Source organism: Bacillus sp. FSL R9-9410, assembly GCF_038050385.1.
In the GTDB taxonomy this organism is placed as follows: domain Bacteria; phylum Bacillota; class Bacilli; order Bacillales; family Bacillaceae_G; genus Bacillus_A; species Bacillus_A cereus_U.
Genome location: NZ_JBBOTV010000001.1, coordinates 1,871,920 through 1,895,568 on the forward strand (window position 1 = coordinate 1,871,920; position 23,649 = coordinate 1,895,568).

Here is a 23,649-nt window from a genome sequence, read left to right on the forward strand (position 1 = left end):
TTTAGTTCGTATTAAAGTGAAAATGGACTTTTATAATAATAAAAGATAAAAGCAATGCTACTGTTAGTTCAAATGTAGCATTGCTTTTTATATAGTTAAATATATTTACTTAATATCTCCCCAGGTAATCCATCCATCTCACAAACTATATCTGATGTAAAACCAGCGTTTAATAAAATTTTTCGAGAGGGGATATTATTTGGATCAATAATTGCTTTTAGTACGTTTACATCTGTCTGCTTCGCTATTTCAATTAATTCTCTTGCAATACAACTACCATATCTTTTTCCCCAGTGTTCTGGCAATAATATATAACCAAGTTCAGCTTCTTTTAAATCATCCTCATTTACTGTTATATGCCCAAGTCCGATAAATTCATTTGTACTAGAGTCATAAACTTTATTGGAACCAAATAATTTATGTTTTTCATTGCGCTGTAACAATTTTTCATAGTCATTTTGCGCTTCTTCTAACGGAATAGCGCGCTCAGTAATTTGTGCCATCACTTCTTCATTTGATACGAGTTGGAAATATAAATTGAAGTCTGTCGCTTCAAATTTATTAAAATATAGCTTATGCATAGTATTCCTCCAAACTAATTTTCATTTGTTCTTCAGAAAAGATAAACGATCGTTAAATAGTGATTTCTATTTGATTGCCTTCTGGATCACCTATTACACTTTCGTAATAGCCATCTCCAGTGAAACGTGGTCCATTTAATAAAGGATAACCTGAGTCTTTTAACCTTTTTGTTAGTTCATTCACACGTTCTTCACTTCCAACGGAGAATGCCATATGTGCATAACCAGTAATATTAAGGTTAGGCTCATTTTCTATACCTTTTTTACGCATAAGTTCAAGCCTTGCCCCAGATTCGAACGTAATAAAATAAGATTCAAATTGTTTTGCTTCATTATGATATAAGGAGTTTGCTTTGCCGTTAAAGTATTTCATATAAAAATCACGCATTAAATCTAAATCATTTACCCAAATTGCAATATGTTCAATTTTCATAGGTTTCACCAATCCTATCTGTACTAATTAGGCTTCCACTGTATAAAAGTTGCATGTACATTGCAAGAAATTTGATTTGGTGAAAAAAGGTAATTGTTAATTTTTGCTTGTTTACGTACATACAATTATGTAATTAAGTGAATGACTTACATAGGAATTACAGAAAAGGGGGAATGAGGCTTATGAGTCAATTAGAGCAAATGATGTACGTTGGTGTCATCATGTCTATTGTACTATCCGTAATGATTTTGGGGTCTTTATATTATAATCCTCGTCTTTCGTTAAATGATTATCCAAAAGATATTCAAAAGGTAGTTTTTCCGAAATCGATTCATGAAAAAAAGCAAACGATTTACTTTAGTATTGCATACAATGTGATTCTCTTCGGTACTCCTTTCGTTTCAACATATATACTACATCAACATGAAAAACTATTGTATATTGAGGCCTATTTACATAGTTTTAGTATTTTAATGATTTTCAATTTAGTAGATTTATTAATAATCGATTGGCTTATATTTTGCTGGATTACTCCGAGATTTGTTGTTATTCCTAGTACGGAAGGGATGAAGGGCTATAAAGATTATAAGTTTCATTTAAGCGGAGCAATAGTGGGTATTCCTTTTTTAGCAATCGTAAGTTTATTTCTGGCAGGAATTGCGACGACTATTTAGTATAAAGAAGAAGGATAGGAAACGTTTATACAAGGTAAGGAGATTTATAATTTATAGAATTATAAATGAGAATTTGATACTATTGAAGTAAAGGGTTCTAATAACATTATATTAAGCAATATCGATATATGGTTGCAAATGTTTTGATATTCCGTGAAATCACCTGATTTTATGGAAGCATTTGATAGAACTCAAAAAACGAAATGGAGGCTATTATGAAAAAAATAATTGGCGCAGCAACAGCAACAGTTCTTGGATTGGGGGCTTTTACCACATCTGCTATCGCAGAAACTATCGTAACAGCGGATGTACTCAACGTACGTGAAAAGCCAACTACGGAATCAAAAGTTGTCGAAAAAGTAAAAGAAGGACAAAAGTTAAAGGTCATACATACTGAAGAAGGATGGTCAAAAATTGATTTAAATGGTAAAGAATTGTTTGTAAGTTCGGAGTATACAAAAGATATTTATCATGTAACAGCAAACCTATTAAATGTACGTACTGAAGCAAACACAGAATCAGAAATTCTTGGCAGACTGAAACAAGATGATGTAATTGAATCAACACATCAAGTAAAAGATGGATGGCTGCAATTTGAGTATAAAGGAAAAACAGCCTATGCAAATGTTTCTTTCCTATCAAGTACAGCACCAATTGAAAAGAAAGCTGAAGAGAAAACGAAGCGAGTAGCGAAAGTACAAAAAGCAGTTAAAGCAAAGGAAGAAGTAAAAACGCAGAAAGAAGCAAAAGTACAAGAAATAGCAAAAGCGAAAGAAACAACAAAAGAGCAGAAAGAAGTGAAGGTAAAAGAACAAGAAATAGCAAAAGTGAAAGAACAGGAAGTAGCAAAAGCTAAGGTAGCATCAAAAGCGAAAGAAGAAGAAAAAGCACAGGAAATAGCAAAAGTGAAAGAACAGGAAGTAGCAAAAGCTAAGGAACAAGAAATAGCAAAAGCGAAAGCACAGGAAATAGCAAAAGCGAAGGAACAGGAAATAGCAAAAGCTAAGGAAGCATCAAAAGCGAAAGAAAAAGAACAAGAAATAGCAAAAGCGAAAGCACAGGAAATAGCAAAAGCGAAGGAACAGGAAATAGCAAAAGCGAAGGAACAGGAAATAGCAAAAGCTAAGGAACAGGAAATAGCAAAAGCTAAGGAACAGGAAATAGCAAAAGCTAAGGAACAGGAAATAGCAAAAGCGAAGGAACAGGAAATAGCAAAAGCGAAGGAACAAGGAATAGCAAAAGCGAAAGCACAGGAAATAGCAGAAGCGAAGGAACAAGAAATAACAAAAGCTAAGGAACGAGAAATAGAAAAGGCGAAAGAAGAAGCGAAAGCAAAAGAAGCAACAAAGACACAAGAAGTATCTAAAAATAACACACAGTCTGCTAAACGTGAATTAACGGTAGTAGCGACAGCATATACTGCTGATCCAAGTGAAAATGGTACATATGGTGGACGCGTTTTAACTGCGATGGGTCATGATCTAACGACAAATCCTAATATGAGAATTATCGCAGTAGATCCGAAGGTAATCCCATTAGGATCTAAAGTATGGGTAGAAGGTTATGGAGAAGCTATTGCTGGTGATACTGGTAGTGCTATTAAAGGAAATCGTATTGATGTTTTAATGGGTTCAAAAAGTAAAGCTATGAACTGGGGAAGACAAACTGTTAAAGTAAAAGTTTTATAATAATGGTTATCCAAATAGAAGTCAGTTCTCTTTATTGAGACTGGCTTTTATTTTTTACCTTAATGTGATTCATTGAAAAAATTTGAAGGATATGTAAAAGAATAAAACCTTACTTTTGCTGCTGAGTACCGTGAGCAGTAAAAGTAACCCTATTGAATTATATAATCCTTATTTGTATTTCTGACAACCATATTGTTCTTCTATCACTATTAAAATACAATTAGATAAATAGGAGAAAAATATTCATAAAATAGTAATTGTTTTATTTAGTCTTATACTAGGGTTTATAACGTTCCAAATCCCTATAGTGTCAGAATGGATACAGAACTCAGTCTTCTTGTAAATTGTTATTATTTTATTATCGTATTCATACCAAAAAGATAACGGTGATAAGAATGAGAAAAATGATGATTAGCAACAATAAAAAATGTTTTATGTACCGAAAGTTATTAAAAGATTAGTATCGAGGATTACCTTTATAAGCGAGAAGAGGATAGAATATGACAACAGAATTATATGGCGCACATTGCAATGAAATGAAAGGGTATAGAGTAATGGAAGGGAAAGATTCATATAATCATTATTTCGGTGGTCAAGATTGTGAATTACCATTGTGTAAGTTATGCGGTGAGAAAATGCATCAAATTTTTTGTTTTGATTTGAAAGATGAGAGACTTGCTGAACTTAAAAATGCTGAATTGATTGTATTACCATTCATCTCTTGCTTGAATTGTGCGATGGTGTGGGAGCCGCAATATTTTCAATTAAGTAATGGGGGCAAAACGGTACAAATAATAAAACAAGACAATACGGAAGAGTGGATTATGGAAGCTGAGTATAAGCTACCGGTCAATCTTCCAAAAACTAATGTAAAGCTAACGAATATGAAAAATGAAGATATACCTACTGATGAAGATAGTTACTGGGAAGCTTTTGACTTATTCGGTTCGGAATATGTATGTAGATTGTTAGGAGCGCCTTTATATGGTGATGTTCCAGAAGATTTGGGATGTCCAGCTTGTTCTAAAGAGATGAAATATGTTGCTACAATTACACAAGACCTTGAAGAACGGGAACTTATTTCAGTAGTTGATTTTCAGTTTGGGGAAATGAATATATATTATTACTTATGTAAAGATTGTTCCGTAATGAAGACCGAAATACAAGGTACATAATGAAAGTAAGACTGACTCATTCTGCCAGTCTTATTTTTGTTGCGTCACATCATTAACAATCGCATGAAATATGTCTTTTTGTGTGAAATCATCTGTAAAAACAGTTTCTCTATCTACTTCAATTGTATCGTGAGGATTATACCATTTACTCAATAAATCCTCTCCAAACTCAAGTCGTTTTTCTCTAGTATTATGCCGTCTAATCGTTTCTTCGAGTGATAAATCGAAGTAATATGTATACGCGTTTCCTTCAAAATAATATATCAATTCTTTTAACATATCTCCATATCTACGACTGTTTAATATACCTTCTAAAATGACAAATTCACATTTTCCTTTTCCGTACTTCGTAATCTCAAAAATTAAATCATGAGATAGGTTGCCCAATGTGTCGTGAACTTTTAGCATTTCCCTACGAACGACATCTTGAGAGACTAGAAGTGTTCCGTGACCGAAATGCTCTTGCAGTTCTTTTGCGATTGTTGTTTTGCCACTTGCGGAGTTTCCCCGAAGGATGATTAATGTTGATTTCAAAGTCTCATCTCCAAATTGTTTTAGTTTTTTAGGTCCTGTTACAAAAGAACTTCATTATGGGAAACATTCTTTTAGTTAGTTAAATAATAGTTTATGATACTCAGTATAAGTTGAACAGAATAATTTCTTATTGTGGGATTATGCAAGTAAAGCTGTTTGAAAAATTTACTATCCGCATATAGAAAAATTATTATAAGAGTAACTAATAAGGAGGTGACCTATGTTATTCCAAAAGGGACAATTATTAGTTAGATACGTAATAAAAAACGATGCACCTATCATTTCAAAATGGTTAACAGACCCAGAAGTTTTACAGTATTACGAAGGACGAGATAATCCGCAATCTGTAGAAAAGGTACTTGATCATTTTATACATAATCCAAACAGTAATGAGAAAAGATGCCTAGTAGAATTTGATGAAATATCGATTGGTTACATACAAATGTATCCTGTTGATGCTGAATGGAAAGCGTTATATGGATATGGAGAAATGAAAAATGTATGGGGAATGGACCAATTTATCGGTGAACCAGCGTATTGGGGAAAAGGAATTGGAACAAATCTCGTTCAAGCAGCCATTACATACAGTATAGAGAGTTTAGGAGCAGAAGCGATAGCGATGGATCCTAGAGTAAATAATGAACGTGCGATAAGCTGTTATGAAAAATGTGGATTTAAAAAGGTGAAGATATTAAAGAAACATGAACTGCATGAGGGGAAATTAGAAGATTGTTGGATGGTAGAATATAAACAATTATAATAAAAATGCAGGGGCTTATAAAAATAAAGGGAGCTGTGTGAAATGAAAAAAGCATTACTAGTTATTGATGTGCAAGCGGGTATGTATACAGCAGGAATGCCAGTACATAATGGGGAAAAGTTTTTAGAAACATTGCAAGAGCTTATTGGAGAATGTCGTACAAATGATATTCCGGTTATTTATGTACAACATAACGGGCCAAAAGATCATCCGTTAGAAAAAGGTACAGCTGGCTGGAAAGTGCATGCGGCGATTGCTCCGCAAGAAGGGGACAATATCGTTGAAAAGACGACGCCAGATTCATTCCATAAGACGAACTTAAACGAAGTGTTACAAGAAAAAGGGATTGAGCATGTTATTATTTCAGGTATGCAAACAGAGTACTGTGTTGATACGACAACGCGCAGAGCGTTTAGTGAAGGATATAAAGTAACATTAGTGAGTGATGCGCATAGTACGTTTGATACAGATGTATTGTGTGCGGAAGATATTGTAAAACATCATAATGTTGTATTTGGATCATTTGCAGATGTTGTTGCATTGAAAGATCTAAAAGTAGAAGCATAAGTATTGAAGTTGCTGTCTCTTAATGGGGGGCAGCTTTTTTATTTGAGGATAGGCCGTCAAACATTGTCGATAAATTGATGTTCCTTGTCGAATCGTTGATAAAATTAGAGTTACGATAGATATATTTCAAAAATCGTTAATATAATTTCATTCACCGTATTGATATTACAAAAAACAAAAAGGAGCGCCACATCGTCAAAAATTCGACTGATGAGACAGTTCCTTTTTTGCACCAGTAATTATCGTGTTACTTTTTCTTATCTTTATCCAACACATTCTGTTCTTCAGCAAACTCCGTACCATATGCAAACCGGCGATTAATTCGAATGTTATCATTGGTGTGCCTTGTGTGGGAATTAGAAAAGCGATGGACGATTACTTCTGATAATGTAAAGACGATGGCAGAAAGGATACTGCCCCATGCAATTTGCATGTAGTTGTCTAATAAAATATTACCGAAAATCCAAACGCTTAAATACGTAAGTAAGAAATCCGTCATAATGGCAGCGGAATTGCCAATTCGATTTAAAATAATTTTATCAACAAACATATAAGAAACGATTGTGACGAAGAGACTAAAAGAAATGATTTGGACGAGCGTTGCTGGGAAAAATAGAGCTAGTCCGATACTAAAAGCGATGATGCATGATATAAATTTGATAAGTATTACAGTAATATCACTCAATATTTACACCTCCCATTTATACATAGTTTTACAATAAATTCAGGAGTTCATACATTGGAACGGTTTAATTTATATAAAACTTTATCACGCTGAAATTTTATCTAAATATTAAAAAAACAATCAAAAAATGTTATAGTGAAATGAGAGCGTATGACATTTTTAGGTAAGGGGGAATCCGGGATGTGGATAACTTCAGAAGTAGAAATTCCAGATGAGTTAATCGATCACCTTGAACAAGGGAAGTTAGTATTATTCGTTGGAGCAGGAGTTTCTATGAAGGGAAAATCAAACTTACCGAATTTCGATGATTTAGTTGATGAAATTTCGAAAGCTTTATATGTCGAAAATCGTGAGATGACAGAACCCCACGATTATTATCTCGGTAAAATTGCGAAAACGAAAGATGTGCATCAAGTTGCAAGAGACCTCGTTAATATAGAAAAATCAAAACCAAATCCATTACACTATGCGATTCCAAGGCTGTTTCCGTTAGATACGGATGTTCGAATTGTAACGACAAACTTTGATCAACATTTTACGTCTGTAATTACAGAAATGAATAGAGAGCTGAATATTTATTATGCACCTGCTTTACCGACAGGGAGAGCGTTTAAAGGGCTGGCTTACATACATGGGAATATAGAACAAGAGAAAGAAGCTTTAATTTTAACGGATGGTGATTTTGGAAGGGCTTACTTAACAGAAGGGTGGGCGAGACGATTTTTAGTTGATTTATTTTCAAATTACACTGTTTTATTCGTTGGGTATAGTCATAATGATCCTGTAATGAAATATTTAGCAACAGGCTTACCACCGAGTACAAGGCGTTATGCTTTCGTCGCACAAGGTGATAATACATATCATTGGGAGCATTTAGGGATAAGACCGATTGTGTATCCGAATAAGGCAAATAATCATCAGGCACTTGTGAAAGCAGTGAAGCGGTGGGCGGAATTAATGGGGGATAATTATATTACGAAAAGAATGCGTATTCGTGATATTGTAACCGTACCTCCATCAGTAGAGCAGGAGCAATTATCCTATATAAAACAGTCAATAAAAAAAATTGAAACTGTTCGGTACTTCGTTGAATTTGCTCGTGATTATGAATGGGTGGAATGGCTTGAAGCAGAAGGTAAACTAAGAAATTTATTTCTGCTTACAGCAAATTATGATGAAGTAGATGAATTGCTTGCGGAATGGTTAGTGGAGCAATTTCTATTTAGTCATCAAAAAGAACTATTTCAATTGATTTTTAAAAATCATTCTAAAATATCCCCGTTATGGTGGCGAACAATTTGTACTTACTTAAACGAAACGAAAGAAACGATGGACCCTTTGTTGTTTGCAAGATGGACATTGCTTTTATTAGAAACAGCAGAGAAAGATAGTAGCTCTATTGAAATGATCACATATTTATTGCAAAAATGTTCTTTCCCTGAGCATAAAGAAATTGGCTTGTTGCTATTAACATTTATTTTAGACGGGAAACTTAAACTGAAGCGTGTAAGAAGATGGGGAAATGATACGCAAGAGTCGATTGAACTCGAGGAATCGAGTCGTATACCGATGCCTGTTTTTTCTCATGTGGAGCGAATTTGGAAAGAGAAAATGAGACCACATATTACTTACTACGCAAATCCGATTATGGTTACGGGGTTAGAAAAAATACAACTATTGTCATTAAGACAACATGCACTGAAAAAAAGAGATAGAGAAATTTCAGAGCAGGAGTTACAGCAAAATGATTTTACATTTTTAATTCAAATTGTAAAAGAGTGTCTTACATATTTATGTGAAAACAATGAGAAAAAAGCAAATTATTATATTACAGAAATGATAGAAACTGATAGTGTACTTCAAAAGCGAATTGCGATTGAAGCAATGATTAATAATGTATTCGTTACAGCGGATGACAAACTGAAGTGGTTGTTACATGCAGATGTTCTGTTAGATTTCACATGTAAACATGAAGTGTTTCAACTTTTAAAGAATTATTACGCAGATGCTTTAGAGGAAACTAAAGAAGAAGTAATTCAACATGTATTAGAGTATCTTGCAGAAGAGAGGGCGTTTGATGCTTGTCTTGTATTAGACTTACTATTCACGTGTGATTCGAATAATAAGTGTACGGCGGAAGGATACGAGCTAATGAAACAGAAACACCCTCATTTTTCTTCAGATCTATACAGTGTTCCGAAGAAAGAGGCAAATGAACAACGTATTACATGCAATGTAACAGCTGATGGATTACTGCAGCTGAAAGACGATGAAATAATGGAGCAAGTTCGGCAATTTTCAAGAGACGGTGTTTTTGAGCAACGCCATTTTTTAGAGATGTTATCAAAAGCGTGTAAATTGAATGTAGAGTGGAGTATTTCGTTTGCTTACCAACTAGTAGGCGTGCACGAAATTAGTAATGAAGTATGGTTTGTTTGTATTAGAGAGTGGCGAAATAACAGAAATTTGACGAATGAACAAATTCAAAAGATTATACCGTTATTGCAGAAGTTTGTTAGAAATACTGCTTTTCATTGGTTAATTAGTAGTTTTCTATATGAAATTAGTAATCGATTAGAAGAGTTAGATGAAAATAGTATACGGATTGTAAAACGCTTTGCTTTTTCTGTACTTCCACAAGTTATGAGAGGGGAATCGGATTTCAAGATTGGAAAACAAGAGTTTTACAATGAATCTATTCAGCATCCTGTTGGGAAGATGACTGCTGTATTACTAAAACTGTTAGCATATGATCATTTATACGATCGCAACGTGTATGAATATTTATTTTTATTTGAGGAGCAGGTAAGGGTTACTTCGGAAAGAACGAACTTCATGTTTGCTCGTTTAACAGCAGATATTACGTTTTTATACCATATTGAGAAGCAATGGTGTCGAAAAAATGTATTACCTTACTTAGATTTAAAGAAAGAAAGTGAGCTTACGAAATATGCGTGGGCGGGATTATGTTATACGCAAATTAATGTACCTTTGTTTACAGAAATAAGGAGATATATTAAGTATGCGGTAGAACATTTAGATGCACTACATCCATATACGAGAGAAGCATTTTTAAAATGGCTTAGCTTTGTATTTATTAAATGCGTATTATATTGGGAGCAAAAAACAGATTGGTTATATCCACTTTTGATGCAAGAAAACGAAGAGAATAAAATTAAATTTATGCAGTATGTATGCTACTACGTAAAAACGTTAAGTGGTAAGGAACAACAAAAATTTTGGACAGCGTGGCTTAGTGTATTTTTAAGAGAACGTCCGAAAATGGGCGTAATAACAACGAGAGAATATATGATGCTTTTACGTATTGTTTTATGCATGGATGAGGTTTTAGAAAAAGGATTAAATATTATTTCGAGTAAATTTCAAGGTGTGGAAGGACAATGTAATCAAGAAGAAATGAAACAGTTGTTTATAGAGATACTTGAAAAGAAAGAGAGTATGAAAGCGTATAAAGAATTGTATGCAAATGTGTTTTTCACTTTACTTCAGACGTGTCAAGAAGCCGATTTACTTGAAAGTGAGATCATACAAATAAAAGAACTATTAACCAAGTATGGAGTAGAAAGACATGTATTAAATTTAATAGAAAATGAAATAATTCGCATCGGAATCGTAACGGAGAATTTACAAGAGGAATCATAGGGCAGAAATGGAATTTTAAAAAATAAATAAAAAATTGTTGACAGTGTTTTGAAAAACGTTCTATAATACGAATCATACTTATTCAATTTCAAAAACATTTGAATAAACAAAGTGCAATGAAGAGATCACAGTAGTGGTTAGTCTTACTGTAACAGAGAGCTGGTGGTTGGTGTGAACCAGTACAGGGATAATCATGAATTACAGTCTTGGAGCATCTTTTTCATAGTAAAGATAGTATTGTCTTTATGAAGAAAAAGCGGTCAATTGATCGTTAACAGTGAAGAGAGGTAGACGGAAAGTTAGTCTACAACTAGGGTGGTACCGCGATAAATATCGTCCCTACTGATTTATTCAGTAGGGACTTTTTGTATTTTAGTGGTCCAACTTGAAAATAAAATAGTCATGCGTTGAAAGGAAAAGCAGTAGTTGTTGTTTCCCTGTAACAGAGAGCTGGTGGTTGGTGCGAACCAGTACAAAAACAAGAGCGAATTACAGTCCTGGAGCATCTTTTTCGTAGTAAAGATAGTATTGTCTTTATGAAGGGAAAGACGGTCATATTGATCGTTAACAATGAAGAGAGGTAGACGAAAGAAGTCTACAACTAGGGTGGTACCGCGATAAATATCGTCCCTACTGATTTATTCAGTAGGGCTTTTTTGTACAAAAAAAGTGGTTTTTTAACTAGTAGATAGTGTCTTTATGGTAATTATTAGTTTAAAATAAGAAGAGGTATCGATTCCACTTTAAGTTTGTATAATTACCCAGTTCAGAAAATAGAGAATTTTTCATTCTCTTACTATACTTTTAAAACATTAGAGGAGGATTTCCAAATGGCAAATCATGAATTAGATCAATTACGTAAACAGGTAGATGAAATTAACTTACAACTATTACACCTTTTAAACAAACGCGGTGAAATCGTTCAAAAAATTGGGGAACAAAAACAAGTACAAGGTACGAAACGCTTTGACCCAGTACGTGAGCGTGAAGTGCTTGATATGATCGCAGAGCATAACGAAGGACCATTCGAAACGTCAACGATTCAACATATTTTCAAAACGATTTTCAAAGCAAGCTTAGAATTACAAGAAGATGATAACCGTAAAGCATTACTAGTTTCACGTAAAAAGAAAAAAGAAAATACAATTGTTAATGTTAAAGGTGAATTGATTGGAAACGGAACACAAACGTTTATTATGGGACCTTGTGCGGTAGAAAGTTTAGAGCAAGTTCGCCAAGTAGGGCAAGCTATGAAAGATCAAGGACTTAAATTAATGCGCGGCGGTGCTTTCAAACCGAGAACATCTCCATACGATTTCCAAGGTCTAGGAGTAGAAGGTTTACAAATTTTACGACAAGTAGCAGATGAGTTCGACTTAGCGATTATTAGTGAAATTTTAAATCCGAATGATGTGGAAATGGCATTAGAATACGTTGATGTAATTCAAGTTGGAGCACGTAACATGCAAAACTTCGATTTACTACGAGCTGTAGGTAAGGTTAATAAGCCAGTATTACTAAAACGTGGATTAGCAGCAACAATTGATGAGTTCATTAACGCAGCAGAATACATTATTGCACAAGGAAATGACCAAATTATTCTTTGTGAGCGCGGTATTCGCACATACGAAAGAGCGACACGTAACACATTAGACATTTCAGCAGTACCGATTTTAAAGAAAGAAACACATTTACCAGTTATCGTTGACGTAACACATTCAACAGGACGTAGAGATTTATTATTACCAACAGCGAAAGCGGCACTTGCAATTGGAGCAGATGCAGTAATGGCAGAAGTACATCCGGACCCAGCAGTTGCGTTATCAGATTCTGCGCAACAAATGGATATTCCAGAATTCCATAGATTCATGGATGAGTTAAAAGGTTTCAAAAATAAATTAGCTTAATTCCATATCATATATGCGCTGAAGAGGAAACAGTAGTGCTTATCTCACTGTTAAAGAGAGCTGATGGTCGGTGTGAATCAGTACAAAGGTAAGCATGAATTACAGCCTTGGAGCATCTTTCCCGCCAACTTTTGAAGGGAAGGACGGTCAAACGATCGTTAAAGAAGAAGAGAGGTAGACGAAAGAAGTCTACAACTAGGGTGGTACCGCGATAAACATCGTCCCTACTGAGCGCTCAGTAGGGACTTTTTTGTACAAAAAAATAATAAAGGGGTAAGAGAAATGAGATACATTACAGCTGGAGAATCACATGGTCCGCAGTTAACAGTTATTTTAGAAGGTATACCAGCAGGTTTAACATTAACAGCGGAACATATTAATAAAGAATTATTAAGAAGACAAAAAGGGCATGGGCGCGGAAGACGCATGCAAATTGAAACAGATACAGTTGAAATTGTAAGTGGTGTACGTCACGGGATGACACTTGGCTCACCGATTACGTTAATCGTAAAAAATGATGATTTCAAACATTGGACGAAAGTAATGGGCGCAGATCCAATTTCAGAGCAAGAAAGTAAAGAAATGAAGCGTACGATTACAAAACCACGTCCAGGACATGCGGATTTAAACGGGGCCATTAAATACGGTCATCGTGATATAAGAAACGTATTAGAACGCTCTTCTGCAAGAGAAACGACAGTTAGAGTTGCGGCTGGTGCAGTTGCGAAACAAATTTTGAAAGAACTAGGTGTGGAAATTGCAGGACATGTTCTTGAAATTGGCGGAGTAAAAGCGAAGCCTATTACTCACTTGCCGATAGAAGAAATTCAAACGATTACTGAAAACTCACCTGTTCGATGTTTAGATAAAGAAGTAGAACAAGAGATGATGGATGCGATTGATGATGCGAAAAGTAGTGGAGATTCAATCGGTGGTATTGTTGAAGTAATTGCAGAAGGTATGCCAATTGGAGTTGGTAGCTATGTTCATTACGACCGTAAATTAGATGCAAAACTTGCCGGGGCTATTATGAGCGTGAATGCGTTTAAAGGTGCTGAAATCGGAATTGGTTTTGAAGCGGCAAGACAGCCGGGAAGTAAAGTGCACGATGAAATTATGTGGGATGAAGAAAAAGGATACACGAGAAAAACGAATAATGCGGGCGGTTTAGAAGGCGGTATGACAACAGGTATGCCAATTGTAGTAAGAGGTGTAATGAAGCCAATTCCTACATTATATAAACCGTTAGCAAGCGTAGATATTGATACGAAAGAAGCGTTCCAAGCGAGTATTGAAAGATCTGATAGCTGCGCAGTACCTGCAGCAGGTGTTGTAGCTGAAGCTGTTGTTGCGTGGGAACTTGCAGATGCACTAGTCGAACAATTCGGAAAAGATCGCATGGAATTACTAAAGCAAAACATTTCGCAACATAACAAATACGCAAAAGAATTTTAATGAAAAGGTGGATTTAACATGCAAGTAAAGGATCAATTATCATCATTACAACCATATAAGCCAGGTAAATCACCAGAACAAATGAAAAAAGTGTATGGAGATCATTCGTTTGTGAAATTAGCATCGAATGAAAATCCGTTTGGCTGTTCACCTCGTGTTTTAGGAGAATTACAAAAATCGTGGCAGGAACATGCATTGTATCCAGATGGCGGAGCTACAACGCTCCGTCAAACGATTGCAGAGAAATTACAAGTGCAAATGGAACAAATACTTTGCGGTAGCGGGCTCGATGAAGTTATTCAAATTATAAGCCGTGCAGTGCTCTGTAAAGGAGATAATATCGTAACTGCTGGCGCGACATTCCCTCAGTACCGTCATCATGCAATTATTGAAGACTGTGAAGTGAAAGAAGTTGCTTTAAATAACGGTGTATATGATCTAGACGAAATTTCTTCAGCAGTTGATGAACATACAAAAATCGTTTGGATTTGTAATCCGAATAATCCGACAGGCACATATGTTAATGAGCGAAAATTGACTCAATTTATTGAAGGTATTAGTGAAAATACGTTAATTGTCATTGATGAAGCGTACTATGAATACGTAACAGCAAAAGATTTTCCAGAGATATTACCACTTCTGGAAAAGCATAAAAACATTCTTGTACTTAGAACATTTTCTAAAGCGTACGGATTAGCTTCTTTCCGCGTCGGATATGCAATTGGACAGGAAGAGTTAATTGAGAAATTAAATGTTGTCCGTTTGCCATTTAACGTATCTTCATTAGCGCAAAAAGCGGCAACGATTGCCTTTAGTGATGAAGCGTTTATTGAGGAAATAGTACGTGTTAATAAAGAGGGATTACAACAGTACGAAAGTTTTTGTACAGAAAATGAAATCCCGTTTTATCCGTCGCAAACGAACTTTATCTTCTTACCAGTAGATGATGCTGGAGAAATTTATGAATCTTGCGCGCACGCTGGTTTTATTATTCGTCCGTTTCCAAATGGCGTGCGCATTACAATTGGAACAAGGGAACAAAATGAGGGAGTGATTTCAGTGTTAAAACAACACTTTGAAAATAAAAAAGGTAAGTCTCGAGATGAGGCAAATGTGTAAAAAGGTAGTATTAATTGGAACAGGATTAATAGGAGGCTCACTTGCATTAGCGATAAAAAAAGAGCACGATGTAACGATTACCGGCTATGACATATTTAAAGAGCAAGTAGAGCGGGCAAAAGAATTACATGTAGTTGATGAAGTAGCAGTAGATTTACAGAGTGCATGTGAGGAGGCGCATTTAATTGTTTTTGCCTCTCCAGTTGAAGAAACGAAAAAGTTATTACACAAACTTGCATCATTTCATTTACGAGAAGATGTTATTGTTACCGATGTAGGAAGTACGAAAGGGACAATCATGAATGAAGCGGAAGCTTTATTTTCAAAGGAAGTTTCTTTTATCGGCGGACATCCGATGGCAGGTTCTCATAAAACTGGCGTTGAAAGTGCAAAGGCACATTTATTCGAAAACGCATTTTACATTTTAACACCAATGAATCATGTGCCAAATGAACAAGTGGAAGAGCTCAAAGTATGGTTAAAAGGAACAGGATCACATTTTCTCGTTTTAAATACTAAAGAACACGATTATGTAACAGGCATTGTTAGTCATTTTCCTCATCTTATCGCAGCAGGATTAGTAAAACAAGTTGAGAAACATGCAGGGGATAACCCGCTTATTCACCAACTAGCGGCAGGCGGATTTAAAGATATAACGCGTATCGCATCAAGTAGTCCGAAAATGTGGAGTGATATCGTAAAGCAAAATCGCGGACATTTATTGGAACTATTAGAAGAATGGATCTCAGAAATGGAAGAGTTATATAAGACGGTTTCTAAAGGAGATGCAGGTGAAATACAAAACTATTTTGCTGATGCAAAAGAATACCGTGATTCTTTACCAGTGCGAAAGAGGGGCGCAATTCCTGCCTATCACGACTTATACGTCGATGTTTTAGATAAAGTAGGGGCTTTAGCTCATATTACGAGTATTTTAGCAGAAGAAGAAATTAGCATTACAAACCTGCAAATATTAGAAGCGCGCGAAGGATTGCTTGGGGTGCTTAGAATTAGCTTCCAAAGAGAAGAAGATCGCATGCAGGCAAAGCTGGCGCTAGGAAAAGAAGAATACCAAACGTATGAAACAATTTAAAAAGAGGGTGACAATGTGAAAGTAACTACAATACAACCTGTAACTAGCGGATTAAATGGCGCAATTACAATCCCAGGTGATAAATCAATTTCGCATCGCGCTGTCATGTTTGGCGCAATTGCAGATGGAAAAACAACAATTAGAGGATTTCTTCCTGGTGCGGATTGTTTAAGTACGATTTCTTGTTTTAAAGAAATGGGAGTAGAGATTACGCAAAATGAAGACGAAGTTACGGTAATTGGAAAAGGATTAGAAGGTTTGCAAGAACCAAAAGCTGTATTAGATGTTGGTAATTCTGGTACAACGATCCGATTAATGTCAGGAATACTTGCAAACACACCATTCTTTTCTTGTGTACAGGGCGATGAGTCTATTGCAAAAAGACCAATGAAACGTGTAACCAATCCATTAAAGCAAATGGGCGCAAAAATTGATGGCCGAGAAGAAGGAACGTTTACGCCGCTAACAATACGCGGAGGAGATTTAAAAGCGATCCAATATGCTTCACCTGTCGCAAGCGCGCAGGTGAAATCAGCTATTTTACTTGCAGGTCTTCGTGCTGAAGGTGTAACAACTGTTACAGAACCTCACGTTTCGCGTGATCATACGGAAAGAATGCTTGAGGCGTTTGGCGTTACAGTAACTCGCGAAGGGAAAACTGTAAAACTAGCTGGTGGACAAAATCTAAAAGGAACAGACGTTCAAGTTCCGGGTGATGTATCATCTGCGGCATTTTTCTTAGTAGCAGGTGCACTTATTCCAAATAGTAAACTACTATTACAAAATGTAGGAATGAATCCGACTCGTACAGGTATTATTGATGTTCTTGAGAAAATGGGGGCTACGTTTACTGGAGAGCCAATTAACGAAGGGGCATCAGAACCTGCTGCAAACATTACAATTGAAACATCGTCACTGAAAGGAATCGAAATCGGTGGGGATATTATTCCGAGACTAATCGATGAAATTCCAATTATCGCCTTAGCAGCAACACAAGCAGACGGAATTACAGTCATTAAAGATGCACACGAGCTAAAAGTGAAAGAAACGAATCGTATTGATACAGTCGTTGCTGAACTAACGAAACTAGGAGCTCGCATTGAAGCGACCGACGATGGAATGATTATTTACGGTAAATGTAAGCTAAAAGGAACTACAGTACATAGTCACGGTGATCATCGCATTGGAATGATGCTTGCGATTGCTGGCTGCATTGCTGAAGGAGAAACAACAATTGAAGATGCAGAAGCAGTAGGTGTATCGTATCCTACATTTTTTGAAGAGCTTCAAACGTTAGCTAAATAAATTGATGAGAAGCAGATGCGTAATGTATCTGCTTTTTTATATAAGATAGGTCGATATTCTTTGTCGAAGCGTCGATATAATTTCATTCACCGCACTGAAATATTAAGAATTATGATACAATTCAAATAAGGAATGGGAGGAGAAATATATGAACGTTATACAATTAAAAGAAGATAAGTTTAGAGAAGCATTACGTTTATCAGAATATGCTTTTCAATATAAAGTAAATGAAGAATCGGTAGAGCAGAAAATTACACGAATGAAGGAAAGTCATCAAATATACGGCATTATGGAAGGTGAAGAGTTAGCGGCAAAACTGCATCTTATTCCGTTTCATATTTACATAGGAAAAGAAAAGTTTAAAATGGGCGGTGTTGCAGGGGTAGCGACGTACCCAGAGTATAGAAGAAGCGGATATGTAAAAGAGTTGCTTCAGCACTCACTTCTAACGATGAAAAAGGATGGATATAGTGTATCGATGTTACATCCATTTGCAGTTTCATTTTACCGTAAATACGGCTGGGAACTTTGTGCGAATCGCCTTACATGTCATATGACGAAGAGCGATTTAGTTATGAAAAAACAAGTGAATGGTACTGTGAAACGATTCAATAAAGAAAATCACCCAGAAGAGGTCGAGAAGATCTATGAAACATTTGCAGAACGTTTTTCTGGTATGTTAGTTCGAGGGTCTAAATGGTGGCTACAAGCCGTATATCATGAATTAACATTGGCTGTTTACTATGATGAAAATAAAAATGCGGCAGGTTACATTTTATATAAAATTGAGAACTCTAAAATGACAGTAGAAGAATTTGTTCCACTGCATAATGAAGCGAGAAATGGCCTTTGGAATTTCATTTGCCAACATGATTCTATGATAAAAGATCTTGAAATGATACTAAGTGAAACAGAGCCACTTCTTTACACATTACAAGAACCACGAGTAAAAGCAGAAGTAACTCCATATTTCATGGGAAGAATTGTAGATGTAGAACAGTTCTTCAAACAATATGAATGGAATAGGAACAACGAAGAGCAAGAAGTGATTTTACATATTACAGATTCATTTGCTTCGTGGAATAACGTAACGGTCCAACTTATAAATAATGAAATAACAATCATTAAAGAAGAAACAGCAAAAGAAAAAGGGATTCAAATGGATGTTAATGCGTTATCTACTATTATGTTTGGTTATAAACGTCCGTTAGAATTAAATGAATTAGAGTTAATAAGCGGAAACGAAGAGGAGATACGTGCATTTGAGAATTTAGTGCCTGTGCGTAAGCCGTTTATTTATGATTTCTTTTAATGTTTAAAGAAATTATTTTGTACCCAATACAATGATGTAAGATATACCTTTAGTTTGTTAAATATGTTATAGTAATTGAAGTATGTATATAAAAGTATCGAAATTGGAGGAAACACATGATTACAGTAAGTAACGTTAGTTTGCGTTTCGCGGATCGCAAATTGTTTGAAGATGTTAACATAAAATTCACGCCAGGTAATTGCTACGGTTTAATCGGAGCAAACGGTGCTGGTAAATCAACATTTCTAAAGATTTTATCTGGAGAAGTTGACCAATCAACAGGTGACATACATATTACGCCAGGTGAGCGTCTAGCTGTATTAAAACAGAATCACTTCGAATATGAAGAGTTCCCTGCACTAGAAACAGTAATGATGGGTCACACACGTCTTTATAAAGTAATGCAAGAGAAAAATGCAATTTACATGAAAGAAGACTTTAGTGATGAAGATGGCATGCGTGCTGCAGAACTTGAAGGTGAGTTCGCTGAGCTAAACGGTTGGGAAGCAGAGTCTGAAGCAGCAATCCTTCTAAAAGGATTAGGTATCGGCGAAGATGTTCATGATAAAAAGATGTCTGAATTAACTGGGGCAGAGAAAGTAAAAGTATTACTTGCTCAAGCTTTATTCGGTCAACCTGACATTCTATTACTAGATGAGCCTACCAACCACTTGGACTTAAAAGCGATCCAATGGTTAGAAAACTTCTTAATGAACTTTGAAAATACAGTTATCGTTGTATCCCATGACCGTCACTTCTTAAATAAAGTATGTACGCACATGGCTGACCTTGATTTCGGTAAAATTCAATTATACGTTGGTAACTATGACTTCTGGTATGAATCAAGCCAATTAGCATTAAAACTAACGCAAGATTCTAACAAGAAAAAAGAAGAAAAAGTAAAAGAGTTACAAAACTTTATTGCACGCTTTAGCTCAAATGCATCTAAAGCGAAACAGGCAACTTCTCGTAAAAAATTGTTAGATAAAATTACATTAGATGATATTAGACCATCATCACGTCGTTATCCGTTCGTTGGTTTCACACCAGAACGTGAAGTAGGAAATGACCTATTAACAGTTGAAGGTATTTCGAAAACGATTGATGGCGAAAAAATATTAGATAATGTGAACTTCACTTTAAATAAAGGTGATAAAGTTGCATTTATCGGACGTAACGATATTGCGATGACAACATTATTTAAAATTCTTATGGGTGAAATGGAGCCAGATAGCGGTTCATTCAAATGGGGTGTAACAACATCTCAAGCTCATTTCCCAAGAGATAACTCTGAGTACTTCGAGAACAGTGATTACACTTTAATTGATTGGTTACGTCAGTTCTCTCCACAAGATGAATCAGAAAGTTTCTTACGTGGTTTCTTAGGCCGTATGCTATTCTCTGGTGAAGAAGTAAAGAAAAACGTTTCTGTTTTATCTGGAGGGGAAAAAGTTCGTTGTATGTTATCTAAAATGATGTTAAGCGGTGCAAACGTATTAACACTTGATGATCCGACGAACCATTTAGACCTTGAGTCTATTACAGCATTAAACAACGGTTTAATCACATTTAAAGGAACATTACTATTCACTTCTCATGACCATCAGTTCGTACAAACAATTGCAAACCGTATTATCGAAGTAACGCCAAACGGTGTAGTTGATAAGGTAGCAACGTACGATGAGTTCTTAGAAAGTGGAGAACTTCAAAAACAAGTCGATGCAATGTACAAAGGTCAATAATAAATGATTAAAACCCTTGCTTTCTTTTATGAGAGCGAGGGTTTTGTGTATTTTACTTCAAATAAAAAAATCTTCATTTTTATATGAAGTGGGGAGTATGCAAATGAATAATTATTCAAAAATAATATTAACGATGGTAAGGGATTTTGATGTTGCTCCTGAAGAAATTTTTGAAGCATGGATAAACCCTGAAATGATGAAGAAATGGTTTTTTACATTGGAAGGAACAAATAAAGTAGCGAAAAATACGCTTGAAGTAGGAGGAAGTTGGGAAATTGTTGACCATCGCGATGGGAATGATTATCGAGCTATAGGAGAATACATTGAAATTGACCAACCTAAAAAATTGGTGTTTACTTTCAAAATGCCACAATTTAGCGAATTAGAAGATATAATTACAGTTGAGATAAAAGATCGTCAACAAGGATCTGAAATGATATTTTCACAAAATATTATCGTTCCTCATGAAGAAGATTGGACAGAACTTCATATTGAAAAAGCGCTTAAAGAGCATCATGACGGGTCTGAGCATGGTTGGAATTTAATGTTTATCGGGTTAAAGGAATTAGTTGAAACTGGGGAAGTTAGTTACAAAGGATAGATTGTAGGAAAAGAGTAGTTTGAGAAATTACTTCAAACTACTCTTTTTCTTATGTGAAATATGTACCAAAATTGGAGATAGATTAGTTTGCAAATGAGGAACTAAAGGATTATAGTTTGTGGAGTCATAATTAGTGGATGAGCCTTGGGAAAAAACAGGAAATGTTACAAATGTATTTTGTTAAATAGAAACCAAGGTCAAAATGTTTAAAAAGAAATAGTTGAATAAATAAAAGCTACAAATTATAATTACTAATATTCTTCATATAGTTAAACAAATGAAATCTATCTGAAGAAGAAAAATCAAATAGAGAGACAGACTTATATAAAATAAGCCTTGGATGATCAAAAGAGGTGGAGAGATGCAACAATTTTTATTAAAGAGTAAACGAGTATTAAGTAATCATTTTGGATTTTTCGTATTTGCGGTTATTTTACTTTGGTTAAAAACATATGCAGCATATGTGACAGAATTTAATTTAGGGATATCGAACACAATCCAAAAGTTCTTACTGTTTTTCAACCCGTTAAGCTCAGCAGTTCTATTTTTAGGACTCGCATTATTCGCAAAAGGGAAACGAGCTTACATTTGGTTAATTATTATTAATTTGCTAATGTCTATACTTTTATACGCAAACGTAGTATATTATCGCTTTTTCAGTGACTTTATTACGTTCCCGACATTAACACAATCGAATAACTTTGGAGATTTAGGTGGTAGTATTTTTGCATTGCTACACTTATATGATCCACTATATTTCTTAGATACAATCATTTTAATTGTTTTAGTCGCAACGAAATTTGTAAATCCTAAACCAATCCGTGTTGCGAAGCATAAATTATCTCTAGTATTTGTAGCAGGTATTTTATTCTTTAGCGTTAACTTAGGTCTGGCAGAATCTGACCGTCCTGAATTGTTAACAAGAACATTTGACCGCAATTATATCGTGAAATATTTAGGGGCGTACAACTTTACGATTTATGATGGTATTCAAAGTGCGAAAGCATCAACAGAACGAGCATTAGCGGATGGAGATAATATGACAGAAGTTAGAAACTATCTTACATCAACTTATGCAAGTCCAAATCCTGAGTATTTCGGTAAAGGAAAAGGAATGAACGTAATTTATATTCATTTAGAGTCATTCCAAAACTTTTTACTAAACTACAAGCTAAATGGCCAAGAAGTTACACCATTCTTAAACTCATTTACAAAAGATGCGAATACGTTATACTTTGATAACTTCTTCCATCAAACAGGACAGGGTAAAACATCTGATGCGGAGTTCATGTTAGAGAACTCAATGTTTGGATTACCACAAGGATCTGTTTTTACAAATAAAGCTCATAACACGTATCAATCAGCACCAGCTATTTTAGGACAACAAGGATACACATCAGCAGTGTTCCACGGTAACTATAAAACGTTCTGGAACCGTGATGAAATTTATAAATCATTTGGTTTTAATAAATTCTTTGATGCGTCATACTATGATATGAACGAAAAAGATGTAGTAAACTATGGATTAAAAGATAAACCGTTCTTTAATGAATCAATTCCATTATTACAAACGTTAAAACAACCGTTCTATTCGAAGTTCATTACGTTATCAAACCATTTCCCTTATCCTATCGATAAGGCAGAAGCAACGATTGAGCCAGCTAAAACAGGTGATTCATCAGTAGATACGTACTTCCAAACAGCACGCTATTTAGATGAATCTGTAAAAGGATTTATGGATTACTTGAAACAATCTGGTTTATACGATAACTCAATTATCGTTATGTACGGTGACCATTACGGTATTTCAGATAATCATAGTGCAGCAATGTCTCAAATAATGGGTAAAGAAATGAACTCATTTGAAAATGCTCAATTACAACGTGTACCATTAATCATTCGCGTACCAGGAATGAAAGGCGGCGTACAACATCAATACGGCGGAGAAATTGACGTTCTTCCAACGTTATTACACTTACTAGGTACAGATACGAAAAATTATGTTCAATTCGGATCAGATTTATTATCACCAGAGCATAAACAAGTCGTGCCGTTCCGTAACGGTAACTACGTAAGTCCAACAGTTACTGCACTTAATGGCAAATACTATGATACAACGACTGGGAAACCTGTAGAATTTACAGATGAAATAAAACAAAATGAACAAATGGTTCAAAAATCACTAAAATACTCCGACCAAGTTGTTAACGGTGACTTATTACGATTCTACACACCAGAAGGATTTACACCGGTAGAACCTTCTAAATATAACTATAACAATCGTGATAAAGATAAAACGAAGGTGAAGACGACTGAAGACGGGGAAACAAAATAAATAATAAAAAATCCTACTCG

19 protein-coding genes and 3 other annotated features are annotated in these 23,649 nt (G+C 35.2%); of the genes, 15 read left to right on the forward strand and 4 right to left on the reverse strand.

Translation table 11 applies throughout. The features are described from left to right. Positions 1-95: 95 nt before the first annotated feature. A complete protein-coding gene (locus tag MKX77_RS09800) occupies positions 96-581 on the reverse strand; it encodes a GNAT family N-acetyltransferase (RefSeq protein WP_341306476.1) in 486 nt (161 codons plus the stop codon). A 52-nt stretch (positions 582-633) separates the two neighbouring features. Next, positions 634-1,014, reverse strand: coding sequence for a VOC family protein (locus MKX77_RS09805; RefSeq protein WP_215553421.1), 381 nt, complete (start codon positions 1,012-1,014; stop codon positions 634-636). A 182-nt stretch (positions 1,015-1,196) separates the two neighbouring features. Here MKX77_RS09805 and MKX77_RS09810 point away from each other — a divergent pair, with 182 nt between their 5' ends. The 3 genes from MKX77_RS09810 (at position 1,197) to MKX77_RS09820 (ending at position 4,551) form a co-directional block, all read left to right on the forward strand. Continuing rightward, positions 1,197-1,688: a nitroreductase gene (locus MKX77_RS09810; RefSeq protein ID WP_215553420.1), complete on the forward strand. Its 492-nt coding sequence runs from the start codon at positions 1,197-1,199 to the stop codon at positions 1,686-1,688. A 215-nt stretch (positions 1,689-1,903) separates the two neighbouring features. Then, positions 1,904-3,376 (forward strand): SH3 domain-containing protein, encoded by a 1,473-nt coding sequence (locus MKX77_RS09815; protein ID WP_341306477.1) that lies wholly within the window; start codon positions 1,904-1,906, stop codon positions 3,374-3,376. Positions 3,377-3,876: 500 nt separating this feature from the next. Beyond that, complete coding sequence (locus MKX77_RS09820; protein ID WP_341306478.1) at positions 3,877-4,551, forward strand: hypothetical protein; 675 nt, start codon at positions 3,877-3,879, stop codon at positions 4,549-4,551. 30 nt (positions 4,552-4,581) lie between these two features. Here MKX77_RS09820 and MKX77_RS09825 read toward each other — a convergent pair whose 3' ends face one another. Further along, positions 4,582-5,085 (reverse strand): kinase, encoded by a 504-nt coding sequence (locus tag MKX77_RS09825; protein ID WP_341306479.1) that lies wholly within the window; start codon positions 5,083-5,085, stop codon positions 4,582-4,584. Between the two features lie 220 nt (positions 5,086-5,305). Between MKX77_RS09825 and MKX77_RS09830 the strand changes: the two genes are divergently transcribed. Both MKX77_RS09830 and MKX77_RS09835 read left to right on the forward strand, forming a co-directional pair. Continuing rightward, positions 5,306-5,845 carry a GNAT family N-acetyltransferase gene (locus MKX77_RS09830; RefSeq protein WP_341306480.1) on the forward strand — a complete coding sequence of 180 codons (540 nt, stop codon included), beginning with the start codon at positions 5,306-5,308 and terminating at the stop codon, positions 5,843-5,845. A gap of 42 nt (positions 5,846-5,887) precedes the next feature. Beyond that, on the forward strand, positions 5,888-6,412 hold the full coding sequence (locus MKX77_RS09835; RefSeq protein ID WP_341306481.1) for a cysteine hydrolase family protein: 525 nt from the start codon (positions 5,888-5,890) through the stop codon (positions 6,410-6,412). Positions 6,413-6,659: 247 nt separating this feature from the next. Here the strand turns inward: MKX77_RS09835 and MKX77_RS09840 are convergent, their stop codons facing one another. Continuing rightward, on the reverse strand, positions 6,660-7,097 hold the full coding sequence (locus tag MKX77_RS09840) for a YndM family protein (protein WP_341306482.1): 438 nt from the start codon (positions 7,095-7,097) through the stop codon (positions 6,660-6,662). A gap of 150 nt (positions 7,098-7,247) precedes the next feature. On the opposite strand from MKX77_RS09840, the gene MKX77_RS09845 reads away from it, so the two are divergent. The 10 genes from MKX77_RS09845 to MKX77_RS09890 all read left to right on the forward strand — a co-directional run bounded on the left by MKX77_RS09845 (position 7,248) and on the right by MKX77_RS09890 (position 23,629). Further along, the gene (locus MKX77_RS09845; RefSeq protein ID WP_341306483.1) at positions 7,248-10,760 is read left to right on the forward strand and encodes a DUF4020 domain-containing protein; all 3,513 of its coding nucleotides are present in this window, start codon (positions 7,248-7,250) and stop codon (positions 10,758-10,760) included. A 107-nt stretch (positions 10,761-10,867) separates the two neighbouring features. Beyond that, positions 10,868-11,104: a binding site (T-box leader), on the forward strand. 54 nt (positions 11,105-11,158) lie between these two features. After that, positions 11,159-11,395 (forward strand) — a binding site (T-box leader). 195 nt (positions 11,396-11,590) lie between these two features. Next, entirely contained in the window at positions 11,591-12,667 is a 1,077-nt protein-coding gene (locus MKX77_RS09850; protein ID WP_341306484.1) for a bifunctional 3-deoxy-7-phosphoheptulonate synthase/chorismate mutase, read from the forward strand. 9 nt (positions 12,668-12,676) lie between these two features. Then, positions 12,677-12,896: a binding site (T-box leader), on the forward strand. A 53-nt stretch (positions 12,897-12,949) separates the two neighbouring features. Then, positions 12,950-14,122 (forward strand): chorismate synthase, encoded by a 1,173-nt coding sequence (aroC, locus tag MKX77_RS09855; RefSeq protein WP_341306485.1) that lies wholly within the window; start codon positions 12,950-12,952, stop codon positions 14,120-14,122. A gap of 18 nt (positions 14,123-14,140) precedes the next feature. Then, positions 14,141-15,241 (forward strand): histidinol-phosphate transaminase, encoded by a 1,101-nt coding sequence (hisC, locus tag MKX77_RS09860; protein WP_341306486.1) that lies wholly within the window; start codon positions 14,141-14,143, stop codon positions 15,239-15,241. After that, positions 15,234-16,334: a prephenate dehydrogenase gene (gene tyrA / locus MKX77_RS09865; RefSeq protein ID WP_341306487.1), complete on the forward strand. Its 1,101-nt coding sequence runs from the start codon at positions 15,234-15,236 to the stop codon at positions 16,332-16,334. The genes hisC and tyrA overlap by 8 nt, the downstream gene beginning before the upstream one ends. 15 nt (positions 16,335-16,349) lie before the next feature. After that, complete coding sequence (gene aroA / locus MKX77_RS09870) at positions 16,350-17,639, forward strand: 3-phosphoshikimate 1-carboxyvinyltransferase (protein WP_215553410.1); 1,290 nt, start codon at positions 16,350-16,352, stop codon at positions 17,637-17,639. A gap of 148 nt (positions 17,640-17,787) precedes the next feature. Beyond that, entirely contained in the window at positions 17,788-18,951 is a 1,164-nt protein-coding gene (locus tag MKX77_RS09875) for a GNAT family N-acetyltransferase (protein WP_215553409.1), read from the forward strand. A 116-nt stretch (positions 18,952-19,067) separates the two neighbouring features. Beyond that, positions 19,068-20,693, forward strand: coding sequence for an ABC-F family ATP-binding cassette domain-containing protein (locus MKX77_RS09880; RefSeq protein ID WP_341306488.1), 1,626 nt, complete (start codon positions 19,068-19,070; stop codon positions 20,691-20,693). Between the two features lie 103 nt (positions 20,694-20,796). Then, positions 20,797-21,294, forward strand: coding sequence for an SRPBCC family protein (locus MKX77_RS09885; RefSeq protein ID WP_215553406.1), 498 nt, complete (start codon positions 20,797-20,799; stop codon positions 21,292-21,294). 361 nt (positions 21,295-21,655) lie between these two features. Next, complete coding sequence (locus MKX77_RS09890; RefSeq protein ID WP_341306489.1) at positions 21,656-23,629, forward strand: LTA synthase family protein; 1,974 nt, start codon at positions 21,656-21,658, stop codon at positions 23,627-23,629. Positions 23,630-23,649 lie beyond the last annotated feature (20 nt).